The organism is Streptomyces sp. NPDC028314 (assembly GCF_055565795.1).
Genome location: NZ_JBVHTP010000006.1, coordinates 277506 through 300484, shown reverse-complemented (window position 1 = coordinate 300484; position 22979 = coordinate 277506). Strand labels below are relative to the sequence as shown.

The 22979-nt window shown below is 73.2% G+C and carries 19 protein-coding genes and 2 pseudogenes; 10 read left to right on the top strand and 11 right to left on the bottom strand.

Annotated features, from left to right (window positions below):
• Position 1 precedes the first annotated feature (1 nt).
• Together ACZ4TG_RS16785 and ACZ4TG_RS16780 are read left to right on the top strand one after the other, a co-directional pair.
• Positions 2-463, top strand: coding sequence for a universal stress protein (locus tag ACZ4TG_RS16785; RefSeq protein WP_468163218.1), 462 nt, complete (start codon positions 2-4; stop codon positions 461-463).
• Positions 464-540: 77 nt separating this feature from the next.
• Positions 541-783, top strand: a pseudogene (locus ACZ4TG_RS16780) (helix-turn-helix domain-containing protein); the annotation flags it as partial.
• A 624-nt stretch (positions 784-1407) separates the two neighbouring features.
• Here ACZ4TG_RS16780 and ACZ4TG_RS16775 read toward each other — a convergent pair.
• The gene (locus ACZ4TG_RS16775; RefSeq protein ID WP_468163216.1) at positions 1408-3447 is read right to left on the bottom strand and encodes a calcium-binding protein; all 2040 of its coding nucleotides are present in this window, start codon (positions 3445-3447) and stop codon (positions 1408-1410) included.
• 184 nt (positions 3448-3631) lie between these two features.
• The gene (locus tag ACZ4TG_RS16770; protein WP_468163214.1) at positions 3632-4846 is read right to left on the bottom strand and encodes a CapA family protein; all 1215 of its coding nucleotides are present in this window, start codon (positions 4844-4846) and stop codon (positions 3632-3634) included.
• Between the two features lie 288 nt (positions 4847-5134).
• Here ACZ4TG_RS16770 and ACZ4TG_RS16765 point away from each other — a divergent pair, with 288 nt between their 5' ends.
• Positions 5135-5668, top strand: coding sequence for a sigma-70 family RNA polymerase sigma factor (locus tag ACZ4TG_RS16765; protein ID WP_468163212.1), 534 nt, complete (start codon positions 5135-5137; stop codon positions 5666-5668).
• A 244-nt stretch (positions 5669-5912) separates the two neighbouring features.
• On the top strand, positions 5913-6413 hold the full coding sequence (locus tag ACZ4TG_RS16760; RefSeq protein ID WP_468163466.1) for a hypothetical protein: 501 nt from the start codon (positions 5913-5915) through the stop codon (positions 6411-6413).
• A gap of 97 nt (positions 6414-6510) precedes the next feature.
• Here the strand turns inward: ACZ4TG_RS16760 and ACZ4TG_RS16755 are convergent, their stop codons facing one another.
• From ACZ4TG_RS16755 to ACZ4TG_RS16740, 4 genes are all read right to left on the bottom strand, one after another.
• A complete protein-coding gene (locus ACZ4TG_RS16755) occupies positions 6511-6912 on the bottom strand; it encodes a hypothetical protein (protein ID WP_468163210.1) in 402 nt (133 codons plus the stop codon).
• Between the two features lie 39 nt (positions 6913-6951).
• Positions 6952-7812, bottom strand: a complete 861-nt coding sequence (locus tag ACZ4TG_RS16750) for an Fpg/Nei family DNA glycosylase (protein ID WP_468163208.1) — start codon at positions 7810-7812, stop codon at positions 6952-6954.
• Positions 7813-7947: 135 nt separating this feature from the next.
• Positions 7948-10008: a SpoIIE family protein phosphatase gene (locus ACZ4TG_RS16745; RefSeq protein ID WP_468163206.1), complete on the bottom strand. Its 2061-nt coding sequence runs from the start codon at positions 10006-10008 to the stop codon at positions 7948-7950.
• A 7-nt stretch (positions 10009-10015) separates the two neighbouring features.
• On the bottom strand, positions 10016-11338 hold the full coding sequence (locus ACZ4TG_RS16740; protein WP_468163204.1) for a DUF6777 domain-containing protein: 1323 nt from the start codon (positions 11336-11338) through the stop codon (positions 10016-10018).
• A gap of 130 nt (positions 11339-11468) precedes the next feature.
• Here ACZ4TG_RS16740 and ACZ4TG_RS16735 point away from each other — a divergent pair, with 130 nt between their 5' ends.
• The 3 genes from ACZ4TG_RS16735 to ACZ4TG_RS16725 are packed head-to-tail and all read left to right on the top strand — an operon-like array spanning position 11469 to position 14319.
• On the top strand, positions 11469-12329 hold the full coding sequence (locus ACZ4TG_RS16735; protein ID WP_468163202.1) for a YndJ family protein: 861 nt from the start codon (positions 11469-11471) through the stop codon (positions 12327-12329).
• Positions 12326-12859 (top strand): DUF1990 family protein, encoded by a 534-nt coding sequence (locus ACZ4TG_RS16730; RefSeq protein ID WP_468163200.1) that lies wholly within the window; start codon positions 12326-12328, stop codon positions 12857-12859. The genes ACZ4TG_RS16735 and ACZ4TG_RS16730 overlap by 4 nt, the downstream gene beginning before the upstream one ends.
• A gap of 20 nt (positions 12860-12879) precedes the next feature.
• Positions 12880-14319 carry a lipase maturation factor family protein gene (locus ACZ4TG_RS16725; protein ID WP_468163198.1) on the top strand — a complete coding sequence of 480 codons (1440 nt, stop codon included), beginning with the start codon at positions 12880-12882 and terminating at the stop codon, positions 14317-14319.
• On the opposite strand, the gene ACZ4TG_RS16720 is transcribed toward ACZ4TG_RS16725, so the two are convergent.
• Together ACZ4TG_RS16720 and ACZ4TG_RS16715 are read right to left on the bottom strand one after the other, a co-directional pair.
• Entirely contained in the window at positions 14305-15288 is a 984-nt protein-coding gene (locus tag ACZ4TG_RS16720) for an NAD-dependent epimerase/dehydratase family protein (protein ID WP_468163196.1), read from the bottom strand. The genes ACZ4TG_RS16725 and ACZ4TG_RS16720 overlap by 15 nt on opposite strands.
• 295 nt (positions 15289-15583) lie before the next feature.
• Complete coding sequence (locus tag ACZ4TG_RS16715; RefSeq protein WP_468163481.1) at positions 15584-15754, bottom strand: hypothetical protein; 171 nt, start codon at positions 15752-15754, stop codon at positions 15584-15586.
• A gap of 344 nt (positions 15755-16098) precedes the next feature.
• On the opposite strand from ACZ4TG_RS16715, the gene ACZ4TG_RS16710 reads away from it, so the two are divergent.
• Positions 16099-16623, top strand: a complete 525-nt coding sequence (locus ACZ4TG_RS16710; RefSeq protein ID WP_468163464.1) for an HD domain-containing protein — start codon at positions 16099-16101, stop codon at positions 16621-16623.
• A gap of 63 nt (positions 16624-16686) precedes the next feature.
• Here the strand turns inward: ACZ4TG_RS16710 and ACZ4TG_RS16705 are convergent, their stop codons facing one another.
• Positions 16687-18150, bottom strand: coding sequence for an SDR family NAD(P)-dependent oxidoreductase (locus ACZ4TG_RS16705; protein ID WP_468163194.1), 1464 nt, complete (start codon positions 18148-18150; stop codon positions 16687-16689).
• 292 nt (positions 18151-18442) lie between these two features.
• On the opposite strand from ACZ4TG_RS16705, the pseudogene ACZ4TG_RS16700 reads away from it, so the two are divergent.
• Positions 18443-19174: pseudogene (locus ACZ4TG_RS16700) on the top strand (DMT family transporter); the annotation flags it as partial.
• A gap of 105 nt (positions 19175-19279) precedes the next feature.
• Here ACZ4TG_RS16700 and ACZ4TG_RS16695 read toward each other — a convergent pair.
• Positions 19280-20614, bottom strand: a complete 1335-nt coding sequence (locus ACZ4TG_RS16695) for a transglycosylase family protein (RefSeq protein ID WP_468163192.1) — start codon at positions 20612-20614, stop codon at positions 19280-19282.
• Positions 20615-20797: 183 nt separating this feature from the next.
• Here ACZ4TG_RS16695 and gndA point away from each other — a divergent pair, with 183 nt between their 5' ends.
• On the top strand, positions 20798-22243 hold the full coding sequence (gene gndA, locus ACZ4TG_RS16690) for an NADP-dependent phosphogluconate dehydrogenase (protein WP_468163190.1): 1446 nt from the start codon (positions 20798-20800) through the stop codon (positions 22241-22243).
• A 373-nt stretch (positions 22244-22616) separates the two neighbouring features.
• Here gndA and ACZ4TG_RS16685 read toward each other — a convergent pair whose 3' ends face one another.
• Positions 22617-22970 carry a GNAT family N-acetyltransferase gene (locus ACZ4TG_RS16685; protein ID WP_468163188.1) on the bottom strand — a complete coding sequence of 118 codons (354 nt, stop codon included), beginning with the start codon at positions 22968-22970 and terminating at the stop codon, positions 22617-22619.
• Between the last annotated feature and the right edge of the window lie 9 nt (positions 22971-22979).

The window sequence follows — 22979 nt, the reverse complement described above, 5'->3', positions numbered from 1 at the left end:
CGTGACAGAGCACGTGAACACGGGATTCGAGCGCGGTACGGACGGCCCGAAGGTGATCCTCGCCGGGGTTGACGGGTCGGAGTCCTCCCTGCGGGCCGCGGCGTACGCGGCGGGGCTGGCCCGGCGCCAGAACGCGCTGCTGGCGCTGGTGTACGTCCAGCCGGTGATGCCGGCCGGCGCCTCGCTGGGCGCGCCGGTGGCCGATACGACCGGGGAGATCGCGGAGGGCATCGTCGCGGAGATCCGCGCGTCGGCGGAGCGGCTCAAGGGCATCTTCGAGGTGCGCTGGCAGTTCCACACGTTCCGCGGCGACCCGTACGCCGGGCTGGTGAGCGCGGCGGAGGAACTCACGGCGGACGCGGTGGTGGTGGGCGCCTCCGAACAGGCCGGTCACCGCATCATCGGCTCGGTTGCCGTCCGCCTCGTCAAGGCGGGCCGCTGGCCCGTGACGGTCGTTCCCTAGTGCTGTGACCGGGAAGTTCGCCGGGTTGCTCGTTGTGCTGGTTGGAAATGAGCTCTCCCACCAGCGCGGGGAGGCGGATGGCTCAACAAGTTCGGGTTCGCGGGCTGACGGCGCAGGAGGGCCAGAAGCTCCAGCACATCGTCCGGCGGGGCAGTACCAGCTCGGCGCACTTCCGGCGCGCGATGATGCTGCTCGCCTCGGCCGGCGGCAGCACCATCCCGGACATCGCACGGCTCGTCCAGGCGGACGAGGACACCGCTCGTGACGTGATCCATCGCTGCAACGAGATCGGGCTCGTATGCCTCAACCCTCGGTGGGCGCTGACCGCGGCGGACCGGGAGCCGGCCGATGGGCATAATTCCGCCATGAACATGATTGGGTTGCGGCTGCTGCTCGCCACCGTGCTCGCCGGAGCCACGCTGAGCGGATGCTCCTTCCTTTCTCCTTTCACGACCTGTGAGGGCACCGGTCCGGAGGTGGCCGCCCTCGATGAGTTGCCGGCCCTGGACCTGCACCCGCCAGGGGCCAGGCCCCTCGACGGCGGCGCAGCGGACGGGGCCACCTGCATCGATGACAGCGGGGACGCCTGGCTGAGCGCGGACCGGCTGTACGTGTACGACGGGAACGCCGCGGACGTGCTGGCGTACTACGCACGGGAACTCCCGGCGGCGGGCTGGCATCCGGTCCAGCGGATCGGGGCGGCGCCGGAGGGCCGGACCCCCGTCACCTGCTTCGAATCCCCGGACCGGCCGAGCGTCATCGTCACTTTCAAGTCACCCGCCGACCTCCGCGAGTTCTACCTGGTGGACCCCGGCCCCGAGCCGACCGGCTCCGTGCCCCGGACCTGGTTCCACGTGTTCGCCGAGGCGTCGACCGACGGATCGCGCATGGACTGCTACTAGCCAGTGCTGTAAGGGCGGCGACGGCTCTCGGACGGGGGCGGGTCAGGGGCAGCTGATGCGGGTGTCGCCCGGGTCGGTGGTGCAGGTGTCGGTGCCGAAGCCGCCGTCGGCGGTGTCGTTGGCCGGGACGGCGTCGGTGGTGGTGAGGCGGTCGTTGCCGAAGTAGCCGGTCAGGGTGTCGTTGCCCGGGCCGCCGTTCAGGGTGTCGTCGCCGTAACCGCCGTCGAGGTTGTCGTTGCCGTAGCCCCCGTGGACGGTGTCGTTGCCGTAGCTCGCGCGCACGGTGTCGTTGCCGCCGAGGGCGCAGATCACGTCGTTGCTGAAGCCGCCGGTCAGGGTGTCCGCGCCGCTGGTGCCGATGATCGTGCAGCCGCGGGCGTTGTTCACCGAGGTGGTGGCGGTGGCCGTGTTGTCGGAGGTCACCGGGTCCTGCTGGGTGGCGCTGACGGCGGCGGTGTTGGTGAGCGTGCCGGTGGACCGGGGTTCGGCCGTCACCGTGACCGTCGCGCTGGCCCCCGGGGCCAGGGAGCCGAGGGCGCAGCCGGCCCCCGTCGCGGTGGTCGTGCAGGTGCCCTGCGAGGGGGCGGCCGAGGTGAGGGTCACGCCCGCTCCGGTGAGCGTTTCCGACAGCGTCACGCCGGTCGCGGTGGCCGTGGAGGACGCGGAGTTGGAGACCGTCACCGTGTACGAGGCACGGTCGCCGATGCTCACGGCGGCCGTACCGGTCTTCGTCACCGACAGGTCGGACCGCGCCGGCGGCGGGGTCGTCCCGTCGCCGCCCTCGTAGCGGGCGAGGGCGAAGGCGAAGCCCGCCCCGTAGCCGGCCGCGACGATCTTGCCGTCCGGCTGTACGAGCACCCCGCGGGCCTCGTCGAAGTCCGCGAAGCCGGTGACCACGAAGCCGTCGCCGCCGAAGCCGGTGTCGACGGTGCCGTTGGGGTTGAAGCGGGCCACGCCGAAGTCGTTCGCCTCGGAGCTGTTGGGGTCGTCGGCCTGGCCGGCGACGACGATCTTGCCGTTCTGCTGGAGCGCCACGGCGTTCGCGGTTCCGCCGTCGCCGGGGAAGTTGACCGTGGTGCGCCCGCCGGTGCCGAAGCCGGTGTCGGGGCTGCCGTTGGCGTTGTAGCGCAGGAGGGCGACGCCGGCGCCGCCGGAACCCGCGGCGACGATCTTTCCGTCCGGCTGCACCGCCACGTCGTTGCCGAACTCGGTGCCGCCGAAGTCGGCGGTCACCATGCCGTCACCGCTGAAGGTGGTGTCGAGGCTGCCGTTGGTGTTGTAGCGGGCCACGCCGATGTCGAAGGCGGTGTTGCCCACGTAGCCGACCGAGACGATCTTCCCGTCCGGCTGGAGCGCCATGCCGCGCGCGATGCCGCCGGCGTCCTGGGGCGAGGTCGGCGTGAAGCCCGCGACCACCGCGCCGTCGCCGCCGAGGCCCGGGTCCAGGCTCCCGTCGGCATTGAGGCGGACCAGCGCGAAGCCGCCGCCACCGCCCTTGCCCGCCGCGATGATCTTGCCGTCGGGCTGTACCGCGATGTCGGCGCCGTCCGCGGACCCGCCGAACTCGTCGACCCGTACCAGGCCGCCGTCGCCGAAGCCCTGGTCCAGACTGCCGTCGGTGTTGTAGCGGGCCACGGAGAAGAAGCAGCACCCGCCGCCCTCCTCCGCGATCACCTCGGTGGTTCCCGCCACGACGATCTTCCCGTCCGAGGGCTGGATCGCCACCGCGTTGGCCGTGTGCGCGCCGCCGCCGAAGTCGCTGGTCACCATGCCGTCACCGCCGAAGGCGGTGTCGAGGCTGCCGTTGGTGTTGTACCGGGCGAGCGCGAAGCCGGCCTCGCTCAGGCCCACCACGACCAGCTTGCCGTCGGCCTGCCGCACGATGTCGTGGCCTTCCGTGTACCCGGGGAAGGCGGTGGTCACCCGGCCGTCGGGCCCGAAGGCGGGATCCGGATCGCCGGGGGCGGCCAGCGCGGTGCCGGGCAGCGCGAGTACGAGCGCCAGGCCGAGTGCGGCCAGCGCCCCGGCCCTCCTGCCCGGGCGGTGGCGCCACGGCGCCGCTCTCAGGTGTGCGTGGGTCATGGGGGTACGGACCTCCGTCTTCGCGGCGTGCGGGGAGCAGCGCACAGCTTGGTACCGCAGCCGCTCCGCGCTCCCGCGAGCCGTGCCGTACTGCGCCCACCGGGCCACCGGGAACCACCCCGGCGGAGGAGCGCGCGGGGGGCGATCGGGTCCGCGTGGGGCACGGCCCGCCGGCCCGCAGGTGCTACTTGCCCTCCGTCAGTCCCTGCTTGGCCGCGCCGCGGCTGAGGACGGCTTCGGTGATGGCCTCGTGGGCGGTGCGGTAGTCGTCCCGGTCCGGGTCCCGGGCCAGGCCGTCGGCGAGGTTGACCACCTTGCCCGCGTCGTTGTCCATCAGCTGCGGGATGAACTCGGCCTTCGTGACCTGCCACCGCTGCCCGGCCGCCGCCGGCGGGGCGAAGGTGAAGCGGCCGATGGACCCGTAGCTGCCGCGCAGGTCGCGGGCGCCCTCGTAGTTGTACATCTCACCCGCGACCTGGTCGCCCATGCCGTAGATGATCCAGGTCCCGTTGACCTTCTCGTAGGGCTGCGGGATGTGCGCGTGCGTACCGAGGATCAGGTCGATGTCGGGCCGGCCGCCGGTCTGCGAGGCCGTCAGCTCCTTGCCCAGCGACAGCTGTTTCTCGTCCGGCTCGGTCTGCCATTCCGTGCCCCAGTGCGTGCTGACCAGCACCACGTCCGCGCCCGCCTTCCGGGCGGCCCGCGCGTCCGCGATGATCTTCTCGGGCTCCAGCAGGTTCACGGCCCACGGCTGTCCCTCCGGCATCGGATAGCCGTTGGTGTCGAAGGTGTACGCGAGGTGGGCGACCTTGGCGGTGCCCGCCGTGTAGAGGGTGGTCTTCGCCGCCTCGGCCTGGGTGCGGGCCGATCCGGCGTGCCCCAGCCCGACCTTGTCGAATCTGTCGAGGGTCCGCTTCAGGCCGTCCCCGCCGTCGTCCAGGGTGTGGTTGGAGGCGGTGGAACAGCCTTCGTAGCCCGCGTCCTTCAGCGCGTCGGCGATCTCGGGCGGCGACTTGAACGCGGGGTAGCCGGTGAAGGGCCCACCGTCCTCGCCGTAGATGGTCTCCATGTGGCAGAGGGCCAGGTCCGCCGCCGAGACCACCGGCTTGACCCCGGCGAACAGGGGCTTGAAGTCGTACCCGTCGCCGCCCGCGTCCGCCGCACCCTGCCGGATGACGGAGGTGTGGGGCAGTACGTCGCCGCTGGCGACCAGGGTGAACCCTTTCGCGGCGGCTCCGGTCGCCCTGCCCGGCGCCCCGGCGGCCTTGGACGGCTCCGGGCTCGGGGGCGGCGCGAGCCGGGCGGGGGCGGCGTCCTCGGCGGCGGAGCAGCCGGCGACCACGGCCGACAGCAGGACGGTCGACAGCAGCGCGAGGGCCCGCCGGGTGCGCTTGGTCATCTGCCCCAACTCTCATTAGTAGGACTATCCGATGATCCGAATCCATAGAAGAAGACGCCACAAGTCAAGGAGCGGTGCCGCCCGCCGGACACCGGCTCACCCCAATGGCCGTTCGCCGCGCCGTTCGACCGTTCACCGCCCGGCGCGGCCGCCCACCGGATGACCCGGGTGCTTGGGCGCAACGCCGGTGCCGGACGGTTCCCGGGCGGCTCCGTGCAGGTCAGGGTGAGTCCTCGGACTCATGCGGGCTCCCCAGCGGACGCCGGCGAACCTCGGAAGGAGCCACTCGTGCCGCCCTCCCCCACCCTCCAGCGCACGGATCCCGAGGCGCTCGCCGAACTCCAGCGCGATCACGGGCGGGCCCTGTTCGGTTTCCTGCTCGGCCTCACGGCAGGGGACGCCCAGCGCGCCGAGGACCTCGTGCAGGAGACCCTCGTACGGGCCTGGCAGCACCCGGAGGTACTGGCGAGCAGCCACGACTCCATGCGGCCCTGGCTGTTCACCGTCGCCCGGCGGCTCGCGATCGACGCCCGGCGGGCCCGGCTCTCGCGGCCCCAGGAGGTCGAGCCGGACGGGCTGGAGCAGGCGCCCGCGCCCGTGGACGCGGTGGCCGGCTCGGTCACGGCGATCGACGTACGGCGTGCCGTGGGCAGCCTGGGCCCGGAGCACCGGGCGGTGCTGATGCAGGTCTACTTCCAGGACCGCTCGGTCGCCGAGGCCGCCGCGGAGCTCGGGATCCCGGCCGGAACCGTCAAATCCCGTACGTACTACGCCCTGCGCGCCCTGCGGAAGGGGCTCCAGGGGTACGGACTCGGCGCCTGAGCGCACGGCCGTACCCGGCGGGGACCCGGTGGTGCGGCGCCGGGAGGCGGTGGAGGGCCGCCGGTGAACCACTCAAGGAACGTCCCGAACGTGCACGGACCGGACATGGAGCACATCGAAATCGGCATCAGACCGTTCAAGTTGAGTAAACATCCCCCGCTCCGCGAGCCGCTCGGTGAAGGCTCGGGACTGACGGCGGGAAGCTCGACACGCGGGAGAAGGTGGAACGGTGCAGCCCGAGGGTATGAACGGCACCAGTGACGGTGGGCTGGCGGTGCCCATGGCATGGCTCTACGCGGAGTACATCGCGGACGAGCTGCTGCGCACGGGCCGGCTGATCCCGGTCAGCACGCTGGAGTTCCGTGCCGGGCGCGACACGCTCGCGCTGACCATCTACCTCTCGGACGCGGCCGGCGAGCTCTCCGGGATCCGGGTGGTGTCGCAGCTCGACGAGTGGCTGTCGCTGACGGCGTACGGACATCCTTGGCGCGACTGGGTGGAGACCCGGTTCCTCCAGCTGGGCGAGGAGGCCCGGGAACGTGACGGGGCGGAGGGCGCGGACCTGGAACTGGCCCGGTCGGCCTGGCGCTGGCTCGACCACACCGAGCTGTTCGCCACCAACCTCGACCCCGGCCGGCACGGCCACGCCGACACCCCGCCGGGGCTGGACGAGAACGCCCGCATCTGGACTCCGGCCTGGCAGCTGGGCCTGCCGCTGGGCCACCTGGCGATGCACCTGTTCTGAGGCGCGGCGGTACGGGCGCACGGCGGGTGCGGGCGCCCGGGCCGGGGCGGCGGTGCGGGTGTGGGGTGTGGGGTGTGGGGTGCGGCCGACCGGGGGGCTACTCCGGGCGCCGCGGCCCCGGCGCCTCCGCGGGGTCCGTGACCAGGCCGGTGAAATCGGCCTCGTTCCGCTCGGCCCGGGTCACGTACCACCGGGCGATGAGCCACATCACCGGGTACACGAGCAGGCCCAGCACCGCCCAGACCAGCGGGCCCGACGCCACGCTCGGCACCAGGAACACCACCGGCAGCACCCCCACCAGCAGCAGGAGGACGGACAGCGCGCCCAGGCCGGCCCGCAGCTGGCTGCGCATCAGGGCCCGGACGTAGGTGGCGCCGAGGGTGGTCTGCTCGGAGATCTCGGACCGGGCCGGCGTGTGCGCGGGCGCTCTGCGGCGGGTGCCACGCGGTACCCCGGTGACGATCTCCCGCCGGGGCGGCGACTGCTGCTCCTCGGCCATGGTGTCGGAGTCTACGCAGCCGCCCTTGCTCCGAGGAGGCTATTTCAGCAGCCGGGACAGCCGCCGGTCCGCGAGCGGCTTGCCGCCGGTCTGGCAGGTGGGGCAGTACTGGAGCGAGGAGTCCGCGAAGGACACCGAGCGGACGGTGTCCCCGCACACCGGGCACGGCTCCCCTTCCCGGCCGTGCACCCGCAGCCCGCTCTTCTTCTCGGCTTTGAGCTGCCCGGCGGCCACCCCGTGGGCCCGGGCGACGGCCTCGCACAGGGTGACCTGTACGGCCTCGTACAGGGAGGTCACCTGGGCCTCGTCGAAGGAGGCGGCGAGTTTGAAGGGGGATGCCTTGGCCCGGTGCAGGATCTCGTCGCTGTACGCGTTTCCGATCCCGGCGATGACGCCCTGGTCGCGCAGCACGCCCTTGATCTGCCGCCGCTCCCCCGCGAGCAGCGCGGCGAACGCGTCCCGGTCGAAGCCCGCGGCCAGCGGGTCGGGCCCGAGCCGGGCGATGCCGGGGATCTCCTGGGGGTCGCGGACCACGTACACCGCGAGGCGCTTCTGCGTGCCCGCCTCGGTGAGGTCGAAGCCGCCACCGCCTTCGAGGACGACGCGCAGCGCGAGCGGCCCCTTGCCGGGGCGCGGCGGGCGGTCGGGCAGGGTCTCCTGCCAGCGCAGCCAGCCGGCCCGGGCCAGGTGGGTGACGAGGTGGAGTTCACCGACGGGCAGGGCCAGGAACTTGCCGTACCGGGCCGCGGGCCCGACGGGCCGGCCTTCGAGGGCGGTGAGGGGAGGGTCGTACGTCTTGAGCACGCTGACGGCGAGCGGGAGGACGCGTTCCACCACCCGCCCGGTGAGGTGCTCGTCGAGGAACTCCCGCAGGGCCTCGACCTCCGGCAGCTCGGGCATCCTCCCAGCCTGCCTCTCCGTGGCCCGCTCCGCCTCCTGGGCCCCGCCTCCCAGGGCCCGCCTCCCATCCCAGGGCCTCCCAAGGCCCGGTCTCCCAGGGGTCCGCCTCCCAGCACCCGCCTCCCCGGGGCGCACCTACCCCATCACGAACTCGCACCACACGCACTTGCCGCTCCCCCTCGGCTCCACCCCCCACACGTCCGCGAGCCGGTCCACCAGCATCAGCCCCCGGCCCGACACGCCCGCGTCCCCGGCGTCCCGGCGCCTGGGCAGCGCGCTGGAGCGGTCCTCCACCTCCACCCGCAGGCGCCGTTGCGGTCCGGGCAGGACCCGCAGGGTCACGATGGCCGGGCCCTCGGTGTGCATCAGGGCGTTGACGATCAGCTCGTCCGCGACCAGCTCGATCTCGTCGGACCGGCTCCGCGCGCCCCACGCCCGCACCGCCGCGCCGATCATGTGCCGCGCGGCGACCAGGGCCTCGGGGTCGCCGGGGGCCACGTGCTGCTGGAGCCGCCCGCCGCCCTGCGGGCTCTCGTCGGCCTGGCGGCGCAGCAACAGCAGCGCCATGTCGTCGTCGCCCCGGTCGTCCACGACCTCGCACAGCCGGTCCGCCAGCTGCGCGAGGTCCGCGGGTCCGCTGCGGACGAGGGAGGTGAGGAGCCGGATGCCGTCGTCGAGGTCGGCCCCGGGCTGTTCCACCAGCCCGTCCGTGCACAGCAGAAGCGTTTCCCCGGGGTCCAGTTCCAAGGTGGTGACCGCGTACTCCAGCCTGCCGAACTCCGCCGAGAGCCCCAGCGGCATCCCGCCCTCCACCGGCAGCCGCCGGCAGTCCCCGTCGCGGGTGCGCAGCAGGGGGTCGATGTGTCCCGCCCGGACCACTTGCAGCACGCCCGTGGCCAGGTCGGCCTCCACGTACGTGCAGGTGGCGAAGCGGTCGGTGTCCAGCTCGTGCAGGAACACCGAGGCCCGTGCCATCACGGTGGCCGGCGAGTGCCCCTCGGCGGCGTACGCCCGCAGGACGATCCGCAGTTGTCCCATGACCGCCGCCGCGTGGGTGTCGTGTCCCTGGACGTCTCCGATGACCGCGCCGACCCGGCCGCCGGGCAGCGGGATGACGTCGTACCAGTCGCCGCCGATGTCCTGGCCCATCCGGGCGGACCGGTAGCGGACCTCGATGTCGGCGCCGGGCACGGACGGGATGCGGCGGGGCAGCATCGCCTGCTGGAGGCCCTCCGCCAGGTCGTGTTCCTGTTCCAGCAGCATGGCCCGCTGGAGGCTCTGGGCGATGGAGCTGCCGAGGGCGACGAGCAGGTTGCGCTCGTCCTGGGTGAAGCCGTCCTTGTCCTGGTACAGCAGTCCGATCGCGCCGATCGGCCGGGCCTGGGCGATCAGCGGCAGATAGGCGGCCGCCGAGATGTCCATGTACGAGATCTTGGCCCAGAGTCCGGGGTACTCGTCGGCGAACTCCTGCGCGGAGTCGAGGAACCTCGGCTGGAGCGACCGTACGACCTCGCTCATCGGGTACTGCTCGTCGATGCGCGTGTAGCGGGTGCCCGGGACGAAACTCCCCACGGGTCCTTCGGCCACCAGGTGGATCCGGCCCGCCTCGACCAGGCCCATCACCATGCCCATGGAGCCGAGGCGCTCCAGGCCGTGGGCGTCGCCGATGACGTCGATGACGTCCCTGACGGTGCGGGCGTGGGCGAGGGCGGCGGTGGTGCTCTCGACGACCGAGGTCTGGCGGCGCCGTTCCTCGTCCAGGCCGAGGCGTTCCGCCGAATGGCTGAGCTCCTCGGTCGCGTCCCGGACGATGCCGATGATCCGGTACGGGCGGCCGTCGCGGTCGCGCATGACGCGGCCCTGGGTGTGCGTCCAGCGGAGCCGCCCGTCGCGGCAGCGGATCCGGAAGTAGGCGCCGTAGCTGTCCACGCCGCTCTTGAGGGCGCTGGAGACGAGCGCGTCGAGCCGGGTGGCCTCGGCCGGCGGGACGCGCGGGGACAGGGACGAGGGCCGCCCGTCGTATTCGGCTTCGGACGTGTCGAAGACGTCGAGGGCCGCCACGTCCATGTGCATGAGCCCGGTGACCAGGTCCCAGTCGAAGCTGCCCATGCGGTTCAGCGAGAGCGACCGGTCCGGGTGTGCGGGCCAGTCGTCCGGCAGCGATACGGTGGTCGGCACCGATCCACCATGACACACCGGGGGGTCAGGCGCTCTCCAGATTGTTCCCCGGGTCGGCGGGCTGCTGCTGGGGGTCCGGGACGGTGAAGGGGTCGTACGGGTCCACCTGGTCCGGCAGGCCGTCCGGGCCCGTCGGCAGCCCCGGGTCGACGGGCGGCTGCGAGCCGAGGTCCGGCGGGATGTCGAACGGCAGGTCGGATGGGATGTCGGACGGGATGTCGGACGGGAGCCCGGGCGGCACGTCGGAGGGGGCTCCGGGCGGCACGTCGGAGGGAGCCCCGGGCGGCACGTCGGACGGGGAACCGGGCGGGACCGCGGAGGGCGCACCGGACGGGAGGTCCGACGCGGGTCCCCTCGGGACGTCGGAGGGAAGCCCCGAGGGAAGCCCGGAGGGGATGTCGGACGGGATGTCGGGGGCGACCGGGACGTTCGGCCGGTTCGGCCCGGACGGCAGCGGCTCCGCCGGCGCGGGTCCGCCGGAGGCCGCGGGGCCGCTCGGGATGCCGTCGGCCGGGTCGAAGGGGGGCAGCGCGCGCGGGGTCCTGTCCTGGGCGCCGTCGTCGCCGGTCGTGCGCTCGATCCAGGTGTTGTTGGCGATGTTGACGATGGTCAGCCTGGCCAGCGGCTGGGCGGTCGGCTCGATGACGATGACCTGGTTGGCCTGGTAGCCGTTCCACTGGTCGCCCTTGAGGGCCGGGCTCCCCTTGGGGGCGCGCGGCGCTGCCAGCGGGTTGCCGCCGGCGCAGCGCACGCGCGGCATCCCGTGGCCGTCGACGAGGACGGCGGTGCCGGCCTGGAGCACCGACTGGAAGTCGTCGGCGCGGCCGTCGCGGAAGCCGTGGCCGGTGAGCCGGGTGTCCGCGCGCAGGACCACCGGGGTGAGGCCGCGCAGGAATTCCTGGACGTTGGCCTGTTCGATGCCGGAGGCCTGGGCGAAGGAGCGGGCCTTGGCGTTGTCGGCGGCGAGGAAGCCGGCCTGTTGCTCCACGTCGCAGCTGCCGAGCCGGTGGGTTCCGCCGTACAGGCCCGGGGTGGCGGCGTTGACGGTACGGATGCCCTTGCCCGACGCGTTGGGGAGCGGGGGCTGAACGGGGGCCGACTCGGCCGTCGCGGACGAGTTGGTGAAGGGGTCGGGCCCGGCGCTGCCCACGGGCAGGAGGTACAGCTCCTGGCTCTCGGGGCCGGCCGCGGCCCGGGGCTCTTCGGTCGTGCCGCAGGCCGTGGCGAGCAGCCCGAGCATGCCGACGAGCGCGAAGAGGGGCGCCCGGGCCGGTGCATGACGGCGTGGCGCCTGACGGCGTGGTGTCTGACGAGGTGTCGGTCCGTGCACGTCGGTCCCGTCGCTCACGTGTTTCTCCCTTTCGCCCCGGTTGTCCCTCTCTTGTCTGCCGCATGTTCCCCGCCACCGCATCTTGAACATGTTCAAGGAAATCCGTAAGGTCATCCCCGTGAGTTGAACGCGTTCAAAGGAGTCGGTCGTGACGGTGCTCGTGAACCTGATCGTCACCCTGGGCATGCTCTACGTCGTGCCCGCCGGACTGCGTCTGATCGACCCGTCCGGGCTGCGCCGGACCGCCCGGCTCTGGCCCCTGCTCGCCGCGCCCGGCGCCCTGTGCCTGTGGCTGCCGCGCGGAGTCCCCGCCACGGCGCTGGCCGCACTCTACGCGGCGGCCGCCCTGGCCCTGGCCGCCGGGGCACCGGCCCGGCTGGCGCGGGCCCTCCCCGGGACCTCGGCGGGGGGAACCGCCGCGCGCGCACCGGCCGAGGTGGCCGTGTTCACCGCGCTCGTCTCGCCCGCGGTCGCCGGGACCGCCCTGGTGGCGGAACGCGCCGGGTACCGGCTGTTCGGCTTCGACCTCGACATCCTGGCGCTGACCGTCCCGCACTTCCACTTCGCCGGGTTCACGGCCGCCCTGGTCGCCGGCCTGGTGTGCCGGGCCGCGGAGCCCGGAGTCCGGGCGCGCTGGGCGGCGTACAGCGTCCCCGCCGGCACCCTGCTCGTGCTCATCGGCTACTTCGTCGACGACTGGGCCGAGCTGCTGGGGGCGGTGGTGCTCACCGCCGGGATGTGGACGGTGGCCCTGCTGACCTGGCGGGAGATCCGGCCCGGCGCACGCGACCGGACCACCGGCGCGCTGCTCGCGACCTCGGCCGCGGTCCTGGTGGCCACCATGCTGCTCGCCCTGTGGTGGGCGGCCGGCGAGGCCACCGGCATCGTCCACCCCACCTTGACCTGGATGGCCGCGACCCACGGCCTCGGAAACGCGCTCGGCTTCGCCCTGTGCTCGCTGCTGGCCTGGCGCCGGCTGGCCTCGGACCGATCGGAGACCACCCCATGACCAGGATCGTCAGCGCCGGCCGGGAAACCCTCAGCTACCCCGAGCGGGGTGCGACGGAGCGCCGGCCGCTGCCCGCCGGCTACCACCACTTGCACCACCGGGTCCGGATCGGGCACGGGAGGAAGGTCTTCGAGGCCGCAGGAGTGGCGGTGACCACCTTCCGGGCCCATCGCGCGTCGGGGATGCTGGTCCGGGCGGACACCGGCGCGGTCCGGCCCGGCATCCGGGTGGTGGTGGGCATCGGCTTCGGCATGCTGCGGATCGAGGCCCCCTGCCGGGTGATCCGGACGATCTACGAGCCGGCCCGCACCGGTTTCGCGTACGGGACGCTGAGCGGCCACCCGGAGAGCGGGGAGGAGTCGTTCGTGGTGCACCTCGACCCCGACGGCACGGTGTGGTTCGAGGTGACCGCCTTCAGCCGCCCGGCCTGCTGGTACACCCGGCTCGCCGGCCCGCTGGTGCCCTTCCTCCAGCGGAGCTACGCCCGCCTGCTCGGCCGCACCGTGCGCAGGCTGGCCGCCGGCGGCTGATCCGCCGGATACTGGAGGGGATGGACTGGTTCACGGCGCCCGGCTACTGGCTGACCCGGCTGGTCTTCCAGCGGGCCCTGGCCGGCGTGTACCTCGTCGCCTTCCTCGGGGCCGCCCTGCAGTTCCGGGCCCTGATCGGGGCGCACGGCATGCTGCCCGTGCCGCGCTACGTGCGGTACGTGCCCTTCCGGCGCGCCCCGAGCCTGTTCCAGCTGCGCTACTCCGACGGGCTCTTCGCCGGCTGCGCGTGGGGCGGCGCCCTGCTCGCGGCGGCGCTCGCGGCGGGCGCCGGGGACCTGGTCCCGCTGGGTGCGGCGATGGGGATGTGGGCCGTGCTGTGGCTGCTGTACCTGTCGATCGTGAACGTGGGGCAGACCTGGTACTCCTTCGGCTGGGAGTCGCTGCTTCTGGAGGTGGGCTTCCTCGCGGTCTTCCTCGGCAACGCCCGGGCCGGGCCGCCGGTGCTGGTGCTGTGGCTGCTGCGGTGGGTGGTGTTCCGCGTGGAGTTCGGCGCGGGGCTGATCAAGATGCGGGGCGACGCCTGCTGGCGCAAGCTCACCTGCCTCTACCACCACCACGAGACGCAGCCGATGCCGGGGCCGCTGAGCTGGTTCTTCCACCATCTGCCGAAGCCCTTGCACCGGGTGGAGTGCGCGGCCAACCACGTGGCCCAACTGGTCGTCCCGGTGCTGCTCTTCACCCCGCAGCCGGTGGCCTCGTACGCCGCCGGGATCATCGTGGCCACCCAGCTGTGGCTGGTGCTGTCGGGCAATTTCGCCTGGCTGAACTGGATCACCATCACGGTGGCCCTGGCCGCCGTCGACTTCACGGGCCTCGCGGGACCGCCGCCGGCCGCCGCCTCGCGCGGGGGGCCGCTCTGGTACGTGGTCCTGGTGTGCGCGGTGTCCGCGCTGGTGCTCTGGCTGAGCCGGCATCCGGTGGCCAACATGATCTCCCGGCGCCAGGTGATGAACCGCTCCTTCGATCCGCTGCACCTGGTCAACACGTACGGGGCCTTCGGCACGGTGGGCCGGATCCGCGACGAGGTGGTGGTCGAGGGCACCGCGGACCGGGCGCCGCGGGAGGACGGCGCGTGGCGCGAGTACGGCTTCAAGGGCAAGCCCGGTGAACTGCGCAGGATGCCGCGGCAGTTCGCCCCGTACCATCTGCGCCTGGACTGGCTGATGTGGTTCGCGGCGCTCTCCCCCGGCTACGCCCGGGACTGGTTCGGGCCGTTCGTGGAGCGGCTGCTGGCGGGCGACCGGGACACGCTGCGGCTGCTGCGGCACAACCCCTTCCCGGACTCCCCGCCCGTGTACGTGCGGGCCAGGCTGTACCGCTACCGGTTCACCACCTGGCGGGAGCTCCGCGAGACGGGCGCGTGGTGGCACCGCACGCTGCTGCGCGAGTACCTGCCGCCCACCCGGCTCGCGGAAGCGGCCTGGTCAGAGCCCGAGTAGCGCCGTCTCGCGGGCCGCGTCAAGGCCCGGCGCCGGGCGGTCGGGGCGCTGTGGGGCGACTCCGCCGAGGGTCTGGAGCCAGGCCCAGGTGTCGGCCACGGTCTCCTCCACCGGGCGGCACTTGAGGCCCGCGTCCAGGGCCTTGGTCACGTCCCCGCCGAACATGTAGTCGTGCGGCTCGCCCACCGAGGTCCACACGGGAAGCTCGGTCCAGGGCTGGACGCCGGCTTCCAGGAGCACGGCCGGGTCGGTCCAGCGCAGTTCCGCGTCACCGCCCGTGGTGGCGACGCAGGCCTCCAGGAAGCTGCCCATCGTGGCGTGCCCGACCGCGGAGACGAGGTTGTACGGGCCACCGCGGCCGGCCTCGGCCGCGTCCAGGGTCCAGGCCGCGAGGTCGCGCACGTCGATGTACTGGAGGGGGAGCTCGCGCGGGCCGGGGGCGATCATCGGGCCGCCGCGGGCGGCGCGGTTCAGCCACCAGGGCAGCCGTCCGACGTTCTCGTACGGGCCGAGGATCAGCCCGGCGCGCACCAGCAGGGCCCGGTCCCCGAAGGCGGCGAGGGCCGCGATCTCGGAGCCCCGCTTGTCCTCGGCGTAGGCGATGCTGTCGGCGTCGGCCGATCCCTCGACGAGCGGGCCGTCCTCGGCGAGGCCGGCGGGGGCCGGATAGGAGTGCACCGATCGGCTGGAGATGTACACGTACCGCCCGACGCGGCCGGCCAGCAGGCGGGCGCTGTCGCGCACGGCGGTGGGGGCACCGCCCCAGGTGTCGACGACCAGGTCCCACTCCCCCTCGGCGAGCCCGGCCAGGCCCTCCGGGGTCGTGCGGTCCCCGAGCACGGCGGAGGCACCGGGCGGGGGCGCATGGCGGCCGCGGTGGAAGACGGTCACCTCCCAGCCCCGGTCCAGGGCGTCTTCGGTGATGGCGCGCCCGACGAATTCGGTACCACCCAGCATCAGCAGTTTCATGCCGGTCAGCCTGCACGGCGGGAGCGGTCCGGGGGAAGTCATGATCGCCCTCAGCGATGACGCTCACGGCGTAGGGGGTACGGGAACTCCACTGCCCCGGGGCGCGGTCGGGCGCTTCGGCCGGGCGGGGGCCCTGCGGGAGGGGCGGCGCATGCCTCGCCCCCGTCGCCGTTCGGGCGCGGGGGCGCAGGTCGGGCCGGTGGGCCGATGGGGCCTACGGGCCGTGGGGGCTTGGGCCTTGAGGGGCTTGGGGCCTTGAGGGGCTTGGAGGCTGAGGGGCTTGGAGCCCTGAGGACTAGTCGATACCGGGCAGGATGTGCGGTTCCGCCAGGTCGTCTTCGTACCCCGCCAGGCGGATCGGTGCGGACCGGGCCCACACTTCGAGGCTTCCGAGCTCGTCGGACCGGGTGGTCGCACCCCGTCCGCTGCGCTCCAGTGATGGCTCGGGCTTGGTCATTTCAGTCACCGCGCACTCCCTTGTGTCGCGTAACCCGGCGGGCTGTCCGCGCGCCGGAGTAGGGAAATAAAGGTTTTCCGGACGCGGTGGCGCCTTGGTGGAGCGGGGCCCGGGTGGGGCCTCCATGCGGATCAGGTTACACATATGAGCGGGGGTCCGCTCGATGGAAGAGTAAAATCCGCTCTGGACCGCTTGTTTTCGCCACGAGTTCAGTAAGTCGTAGCACGGCGTGTCGACCGCGGCTGATCTGCTCGGGGGTGCGACGCGCGAGCGTGGCCGGTGGACTGTGGACTACGGAGGGAGCGGCGGTGGCCAGGTCCGAGGTGCCCCGGATCGACGACATCGACCAGTTGATGGATCTGCTGGAGGCCTGCCGCGGTGCGTGGGACACCCCCGACCGTAGCGGCGACCCGGTCGACCTGCACGACCACGGCCTCCAGACGGCGGCCCTGCTGCGCCGCTCGCACCCCTTCGACAAGGAACTCCAGGTCGCGGGCCTGGTGCACGACTTGGGGCACCTGCTCCGTCCGGGTGACGACGCCGGGCACGCCGACCACGCGGCGGCCGCGGTCCGGCCACTGCTCGGTGATCGGGTGGCCCGGCTGGTACGGCTGCACGTGCCGGCGAAGCGGTACCTGGCGGCCGTGGAGCCGCAGCGGGCACTGTCCCCGCAGAGCGCGCTGACGCTGCGGGCGCAGGGCGGGGTCATGGACGGGGCCGAGGTCCGCGCGTTCGAGGCCGATCCGGACGCGGCGGCCGCGGTGCTCCTGCGGCAGGCCGACGACGCGGGCAAGGTGGTCGGACTGGACGCGGGCGTGATGGAGGACTGGCGGCCGGTACTGGAACGCCTGGCGGCGGGCGCCTACCAGCGCGGCTGACCCCCGCCCCTCGGCCCCGGTACGCGTCGCACTCCGGGGCCGGGGGTGGTGGAACCGGGGTTCCTACCAGTTGGCCGGGGCGTAGTCCTTGAGGAATACGCCGAACAGGTCCTCGCCGGCCTCGCCGCGGATGATCGGGTCGTAGACCCGCGCCGCGCCGTCGACCAGGTCGAGCGGGGCGTGGAAGCCCTCCTCGGCCAGGCGGATCTTGTCCGGGTGCGGCCGCTCGTCGGTGATCCAGCCGGTGTCCACGGCGGTCATCAGGATCTGGTCCTTCTGGAACATCTCCTGCGCGCTGGTGCGCGTCAGCATGTTCAGCGCGGCCTTCGCCATGTTGGTGTGCGGGTGCCCGGCGCCCTTGTAGCCGCGGCTGAAGACGCCTTCCATCGCGGAGACGTTGACGACGTAGCGGCGCCCGGCCTCGGCCGCGGCCATCGCCGGACGGAGCTTGCTGATCAGGATGAACGGCGCGGTGGAGTTGCACAGCTGGACTTCGAGCAGCTCGATCGGGTCCACCTCGGACACCGTCTGGATCCAGCTGTTGGTGTCGTGCAGGTCGGGCACCAGGCCGCCCGCGTCGATCGCCGTACCGGCCGCGATCCGCTCCAGCGAGGCGGAGCCGGAGACCAGCGCCAGCTCGGTGATGTCCTGGGCGCTGAGCTTCTCGCCCTTGCCGGTGGGCAGCGCGGCGACCCGGTCGACGGTGCCGCTGCCGAAGGTGCCGATCACGTCGGCGGCGGGCAGCTCACCGGCCGGGAGCGGGGCGCTCTCGGCCGCGACGAGCTCGCTGTAGGCGCCCGGGGAACGGCGTACGGTCTGCGCGGCGTTGTTGATCAGGATGTCGAGCGGGCCCTCGGCGGCGACCGAGTCGGCCAGCGCCACGACCTGGGCCGGGTCGCGCAGGTCGATGCCGACGATCTTCAGGCGGTGCAGCCACTCGGAGCTGTCCGGCATCGCCTTGAAGCGGCGGATCGCGTCGTTGGGGAAGCGGGTGGTGATGGTCGTGTGCGCGCCGTCGCGCAGCAGCCGCAGCGCGATGTACATGCCGATCTTGGCGCGGCCGCCGGTGAGCAGGGCGCGGCGGCCGGTCAGGTCGGTGCGGGCGTCGCGGCGCGCGCGGTTGAAGGCGGCGCAGTCCTGGCAGAGCTGGTGGTAGAAGGCGTCGACCTCGACGTAGCGGGTCTTGCAGATGTAGCAGGAGCGCGGACGCTGGAGTATCCCGGCGATGGGGCCCTTGGTGGCGGCGGTCAGGGCGTTGCCCTGGGTCTCGTCGTCGATGCGCTCGGCGGAGCCGGTCGCGGTCGCCTCGGTGACGGCCTTGTCGTTGGCGGTCTTGGCGGCGCGGCGCTCCTGGCGGCGGCGCTGCTTGACCGTGCGGTAGAGGCCTGCGGTGGCGCGGCGTACGGTGATGGCGTCCGGGTGGTCGACGTCGAGCTTGTCCAGCTCGCCGAGCACGTTCAGGACGAGGGCCAGCCGCTCGGGGTCGATGCCCGGCCCGTATGCGTGGTTGTCTTCGGTCACCGTCATGGCCGCTGCCGTTCCTTGATCACTCGTCCGCGTCCGCCTGCTGCGGAGGTCCCAAAAGGGCAACTGTACGGACGCGGCGCGCCGGGAACCAAACCCGTGCCCGTGCGCCTCACGCACCGCGAGCGGGTGGCCACGGTACGGATGGGTTCGAGGGTGACGGCCGGGTGGCCGGAAATGGCCCGTCCGGAAGTCTCGTACTCCGTCTGGAGTATGCCGTGAGGATGACTCGAGGCCGCCTTGAGGGGCCTCGCGGGGGAGGAATAGGCTGCTCGGGTGGGGCATTGTGGAAATCATGAGTGCCCTAGCCCTGTCGGTACTGCTCTGCCTGGTTTCCGCCATCGCGTACGCCGGCGGCGCGATCGTCCAGGAACACGTGGCGGCCAGTTCCCCCGACCGCGCGTACGCGCCCCTGCGCCGGGCCGGCTGGTGGGTGGCGGTCGGGCTGAACGGCCTCGGCGCGCTCCTGCACGTGGTGGCCCTCGCGTACGGGCCGCTGAGCCTGGTCCAGCCGCTCGGGGCGCTGACCATCGTCTTCGCGCTCCCGATGGCGGCCGTCTTCGTACGCCGGCGGGCGGGCGCGGCGGCCTGGCGCGGTGCGGTGCTGGCCACGGCGGGGCTGGCGGCGCTGCTGGCCCTGACCGGCGGGAACGGCGACGCGGACCAGCCGCTGGCCGGCGGTGAGCGGAGCCTGCTGCTGGCCGTGACCGGAGCCGGGGTGGCCGCCCTCTTCCTGGCGGCGCACCGGATGGACCGGGCGGTGCTGCGCAGTGTGCTGCTGGCCGCGGCGGCCGGCACGGCCTTCGGCATGGCCTCGGTGTTCACCAAGTCGGTGGCCGAGGGCTTCTCCCCGGGTGCGCTGGGTGCGATGTGGCCGGATCTGGCGGCGATCGCCGTCCTGGCGGCGGTCGGGCTGCTGCTGTCCCAGGCGGCTTACCGGGGCGCGGGGCTCACCGCGCCGCTGGCCACGGTGACGGTGGTCAACCCGGTGGTCGCGGCGGCGGTCGGCGTCTCGCTGTTCGACGAGGGCTTCCGGTACGGGGCCCTGGGCACGCTGGCGGCGCTGGTGAGCGCCGTGGTGGCGGCGGCCGGCCTGATCCTGCTCACGGCCGTGCCGCCGCACGTACGGGGGTCAGATGCCGACGCCGTGGCCGCGGAGGTACTTCAGCGGGTCGATGTCGGTCCCGTAGCCGGGTCCGGTGCGGATCTCGAAGTGCAGGTGGGGTCCGGAGGTGTTGCCGGTCGAGCCGGAGCGGCCGATCCGCTGGCCTCCGGAGACCTGCTGCCCGGCCTTGACGCCGAGCGCGGAGAGGTGGGCGTACTGGGAGTAGCGGCCGTCGGGGTGCTTGATGACGACCTCGTAGCCGTACGCTCCGGACCAGCCGGCCGAGAGCACCGTGCCGGCGCCCACGGCCTTGATGCTGGTGCCCGTCGGCACTGGGAAGTCGATGCCCGTGTGGTAGCCGCTGGACCAGGAGGAACCGGCGACGTGGTAGGCGGTGCCGAGGGCGGCGTCGACGGGCGCGAAGAACCCTCCGGACGCCGGCTTCTGCTGCGCTGAGGCCGGCTCGGGCTTCGGCTTGGGCGTCTCGGCGGGCTTGCTCTGCTGCGGCTTGGGCTTCTCCGCGGGCTTCTCCGCGGGCTTCTCCGCGGGCTTCTCGGCCGGCTTGGTCTGTTCGGGTTTCGGCGCGGCCGGTGCCACGGGCTTGACCGGCTCTGCGGTGCGCGGCGGTTTCTCGGGGTTCTGTGCGGGCGGGGCGGTCGTGATCCGCAGGGTGAGCCGCTGACCGGGGAAGATCAGGTTCGGGTTGCCGCCGATGGTGGTCCGGTTGGTCTCGTACAGCGCCTGCCAGCCGCCCTCGACGTGCTGCTCGGTGGCGATCGCCGAGAGGGAGTCCCCCGGGGCGACGACGTACGGGTTCGGCAGGACGGAGGTGCCCGTCGGGCGGGGCGCGGTCTCGGGGGTGGGGGTCCCGCTCTGCGGGAGCTTGGCCGTGACCTGTACCTTCTGCGGCCCGGCCAAGGGCGTCGGGGCCTTCGCCTGCTGCGGCTTCGAGGTCTGCTGCGGGGTCACGGCGGGCGCCGGACCGCTGCGGCTGAGCCCGGCGGCGGGTCCGCACGAGGGCCAGGCCCGCGGCCCCTGCCCCTTGAGGACCTTCTCCGCGACCGCGATCTGCTGTTCCTTGGTCGCGAGGTCCGCCCGGGGCGCGAGGACGGTGCCCCCGAAGGCGCGCCACGTGCTCTGGCTGAACTGGAGGCCGCCGTAGTAGCCGTTGCCCGTGTTGATGTGCCAGTTGCCGGTGGATTCGCAGGTGGCGACCTTGTTCCAGGTGTCCACCGAGGCGGCGTGGGCGGAGCCGGCTCCGACGAGGGGGAGCGCGATCCCGGCACCACCCGCGGTGACGACGAGCGAGGCCCGGTTGATGCTGCTCGGCTGGTACCGGCGGTGCCGGCCCCGTACACCCATGGGAGCCCCCTTGAAGACATCAGGAACCGCACAACCTAACGGCGACACGAGGGGCTGACAAGGGCCACAACAAGCCGCGCTCAAGGCGAAGTTGAGAATACGTCCAGAACGGACGAGCCGTCGCATCCCGGCCGATGTAGCGTCGGGGGTTCCCCGCACATCGAGGCACGCAGGAGCGCACGCATGAGCAGCAGCACCGCCCAGATCGGTGTCACCGGACTCGCGGTGATGGGCAGTAACCTGGCCCGGAACTTCGCCCGCAACGGATTCACCGTCGCCGTCCACAACCGCACCACCGCCAAGACCAAGGCCCTGGTCGAGGAATTCGGCCACGAGGGCTCCTTCGTCGCGGCCGAGTCCGCTCAGGAGTTCGTGGACGCGCTGGAGCGACCCCGCCGGCTGATCGTCATGGTCAAGGCCGGCGAGCCGACCGATGCGGTGATCCGTGAGTTCGCCCCGCTGCTGGAGGAGGGCGACGTCATCATCGACGGCGGCAACGCCCACTTCGAGGACACCCGCCGCCGGGAGCGCGAACTGCGCGAGCAGGGCATCCATTTCGTGGGCGCGGGCATCTCGGGAGGCGAGGAGGGCGCACTGCTCGGCCCCAGCATCATGCCCGGCGGTTCGGCGCAGTCGTACACCTCGCTGGGCCCGATGCTGGAGAAGATCGCGGCGAAGGCCGCCGACGGCACCCCGTGCGTCTCGCACGTGGGCCCCGACGGCGCTGGCCACTTCGTGAAGATGGTGCACAACGGCATCGAGTACGCCGACATGCAGCTGATCGGCGAGGCGTACCACCTGCTGCGCGAGGTGGCCGGGTACTCCCCCGCGAAGATCGCGGAGACCTTCCGGACCTGGAACCGGGGCCGGCTGGACTCGTACCTGATCGAGATCACGGCGGAGGTGCTCGCGCACACGGACGCGGCGACCGGCGGCCCGTTCGTGGACGTCGTCGCGGACGCGGCCGAGCAGAAGGGGACCGGGCGCTGGACGGTGCAGATCGCCCTCGACCTGGGCGTTCCGGTCTCGGGGATCGCGGAGGCGGTCTTCGCCCGCGCGGTGTCGGGCCACGGCGAGCTGCGCAAGGCCGCGCGGGGACTGTCCGGCCCGACGGCCGCGCCGCTCTCGGGGGCGGCCGCCGACGCCTTCGCGGCCCAGGTGGAGCAGGCCCTGTACGCCTCGAAGATCGTTTCGTACACCCAGGGCTTCCACCAGATCCAGGCGGGCAGCGCGGAGTACGGCTGGGGCATCGACCTGGGCGCGGTGGCCTCGCTGTGGCGCGGCGGCTGCATCATCCGGGCGGCGTTCCTGGACCGGATCCGCGCCGCGTACGACGCCCGGCCGGAGCTGCCGAGCCTGCTCGCGGACGCGCACTTCGCCGAGGAGACCAGCGCGGCGCAGGACGACTGGCGGGAGGTGCTCGTCGCGGCGGTCCGCCAGGGCATCCCGGTGCCGGCGTTCGGGGCCTCACTGGCGTACTACGACGCGCTGCGCGCGGAGCGGCTCCCGGCGGCCCTGACCCAGGGCCAGCGGGACTTCTTCGGGGCGCACACCTACCGTCGCGTGGACCGCGAGGGCTCGTTCCACACGCTCTGGAGCGGCGACCGCTCCGAGGTCCGTACGGACTGACGCGCGCCCGGCGCCGCTGTCAGCTGAGGGGTCCGGGCTGCGGGAGCGGCGCGGGCCCCGGCGGCGGGGGCACCGGGTCCGGCTCGGGCACGGGCCCGGGCACGGGCGGCGCGGGCCGCGGCATCGGCTCGGGATCCGGGAACGGGCCGGGCCCCGGGGTCGGACCGGGCCCGGGCGGCGGGGCGGGGACGGGGGGCTGGGTCTGCTCATCGTTTCGCACCATGTGTCCCACCTTCCCCGGAACCGTACGAGTACGCCCCCCGGACCACGCCCCGGACGACGGCGCCCCCGGCAGCTCGGCGCTGCCGGGGGCGGGGTCGGGTGTCGGGCCTCAGACCTCGGGCCTCAGACCTCGGGCCTCAGGGGCGCGGGGTCACCACAGGTCGGAGTCCGAGTCCAGCTGCGCCTTGGCCGCCTCGACGACCTCGGCCGGGGCGGCCGGCGCCTGGTCGGGGTGTTTGGCGGCCCAGCTCGCCGCGTACGGGCAGAGCGGCACCACGGGCACGCCCTCGGCGGCCGCGATCCCGTAGAAGGTCTTCACCAGGTTCCCCGCGATCCCGCGGCCCTCGTGTCCGGGTTCGACGATCGTGTGCACCGCCACGAGGGCGCGGGGCTCACGCGCGAGCACGAAGTAGGCGATGAAGCCGACCACCGCCCCGCCCTCGACGGCGAGCAGCCGCCCGCCATTGCGGTCGTCCTCGAACACGATCGCCGGATCGTCCGCCATGTTCCCCAC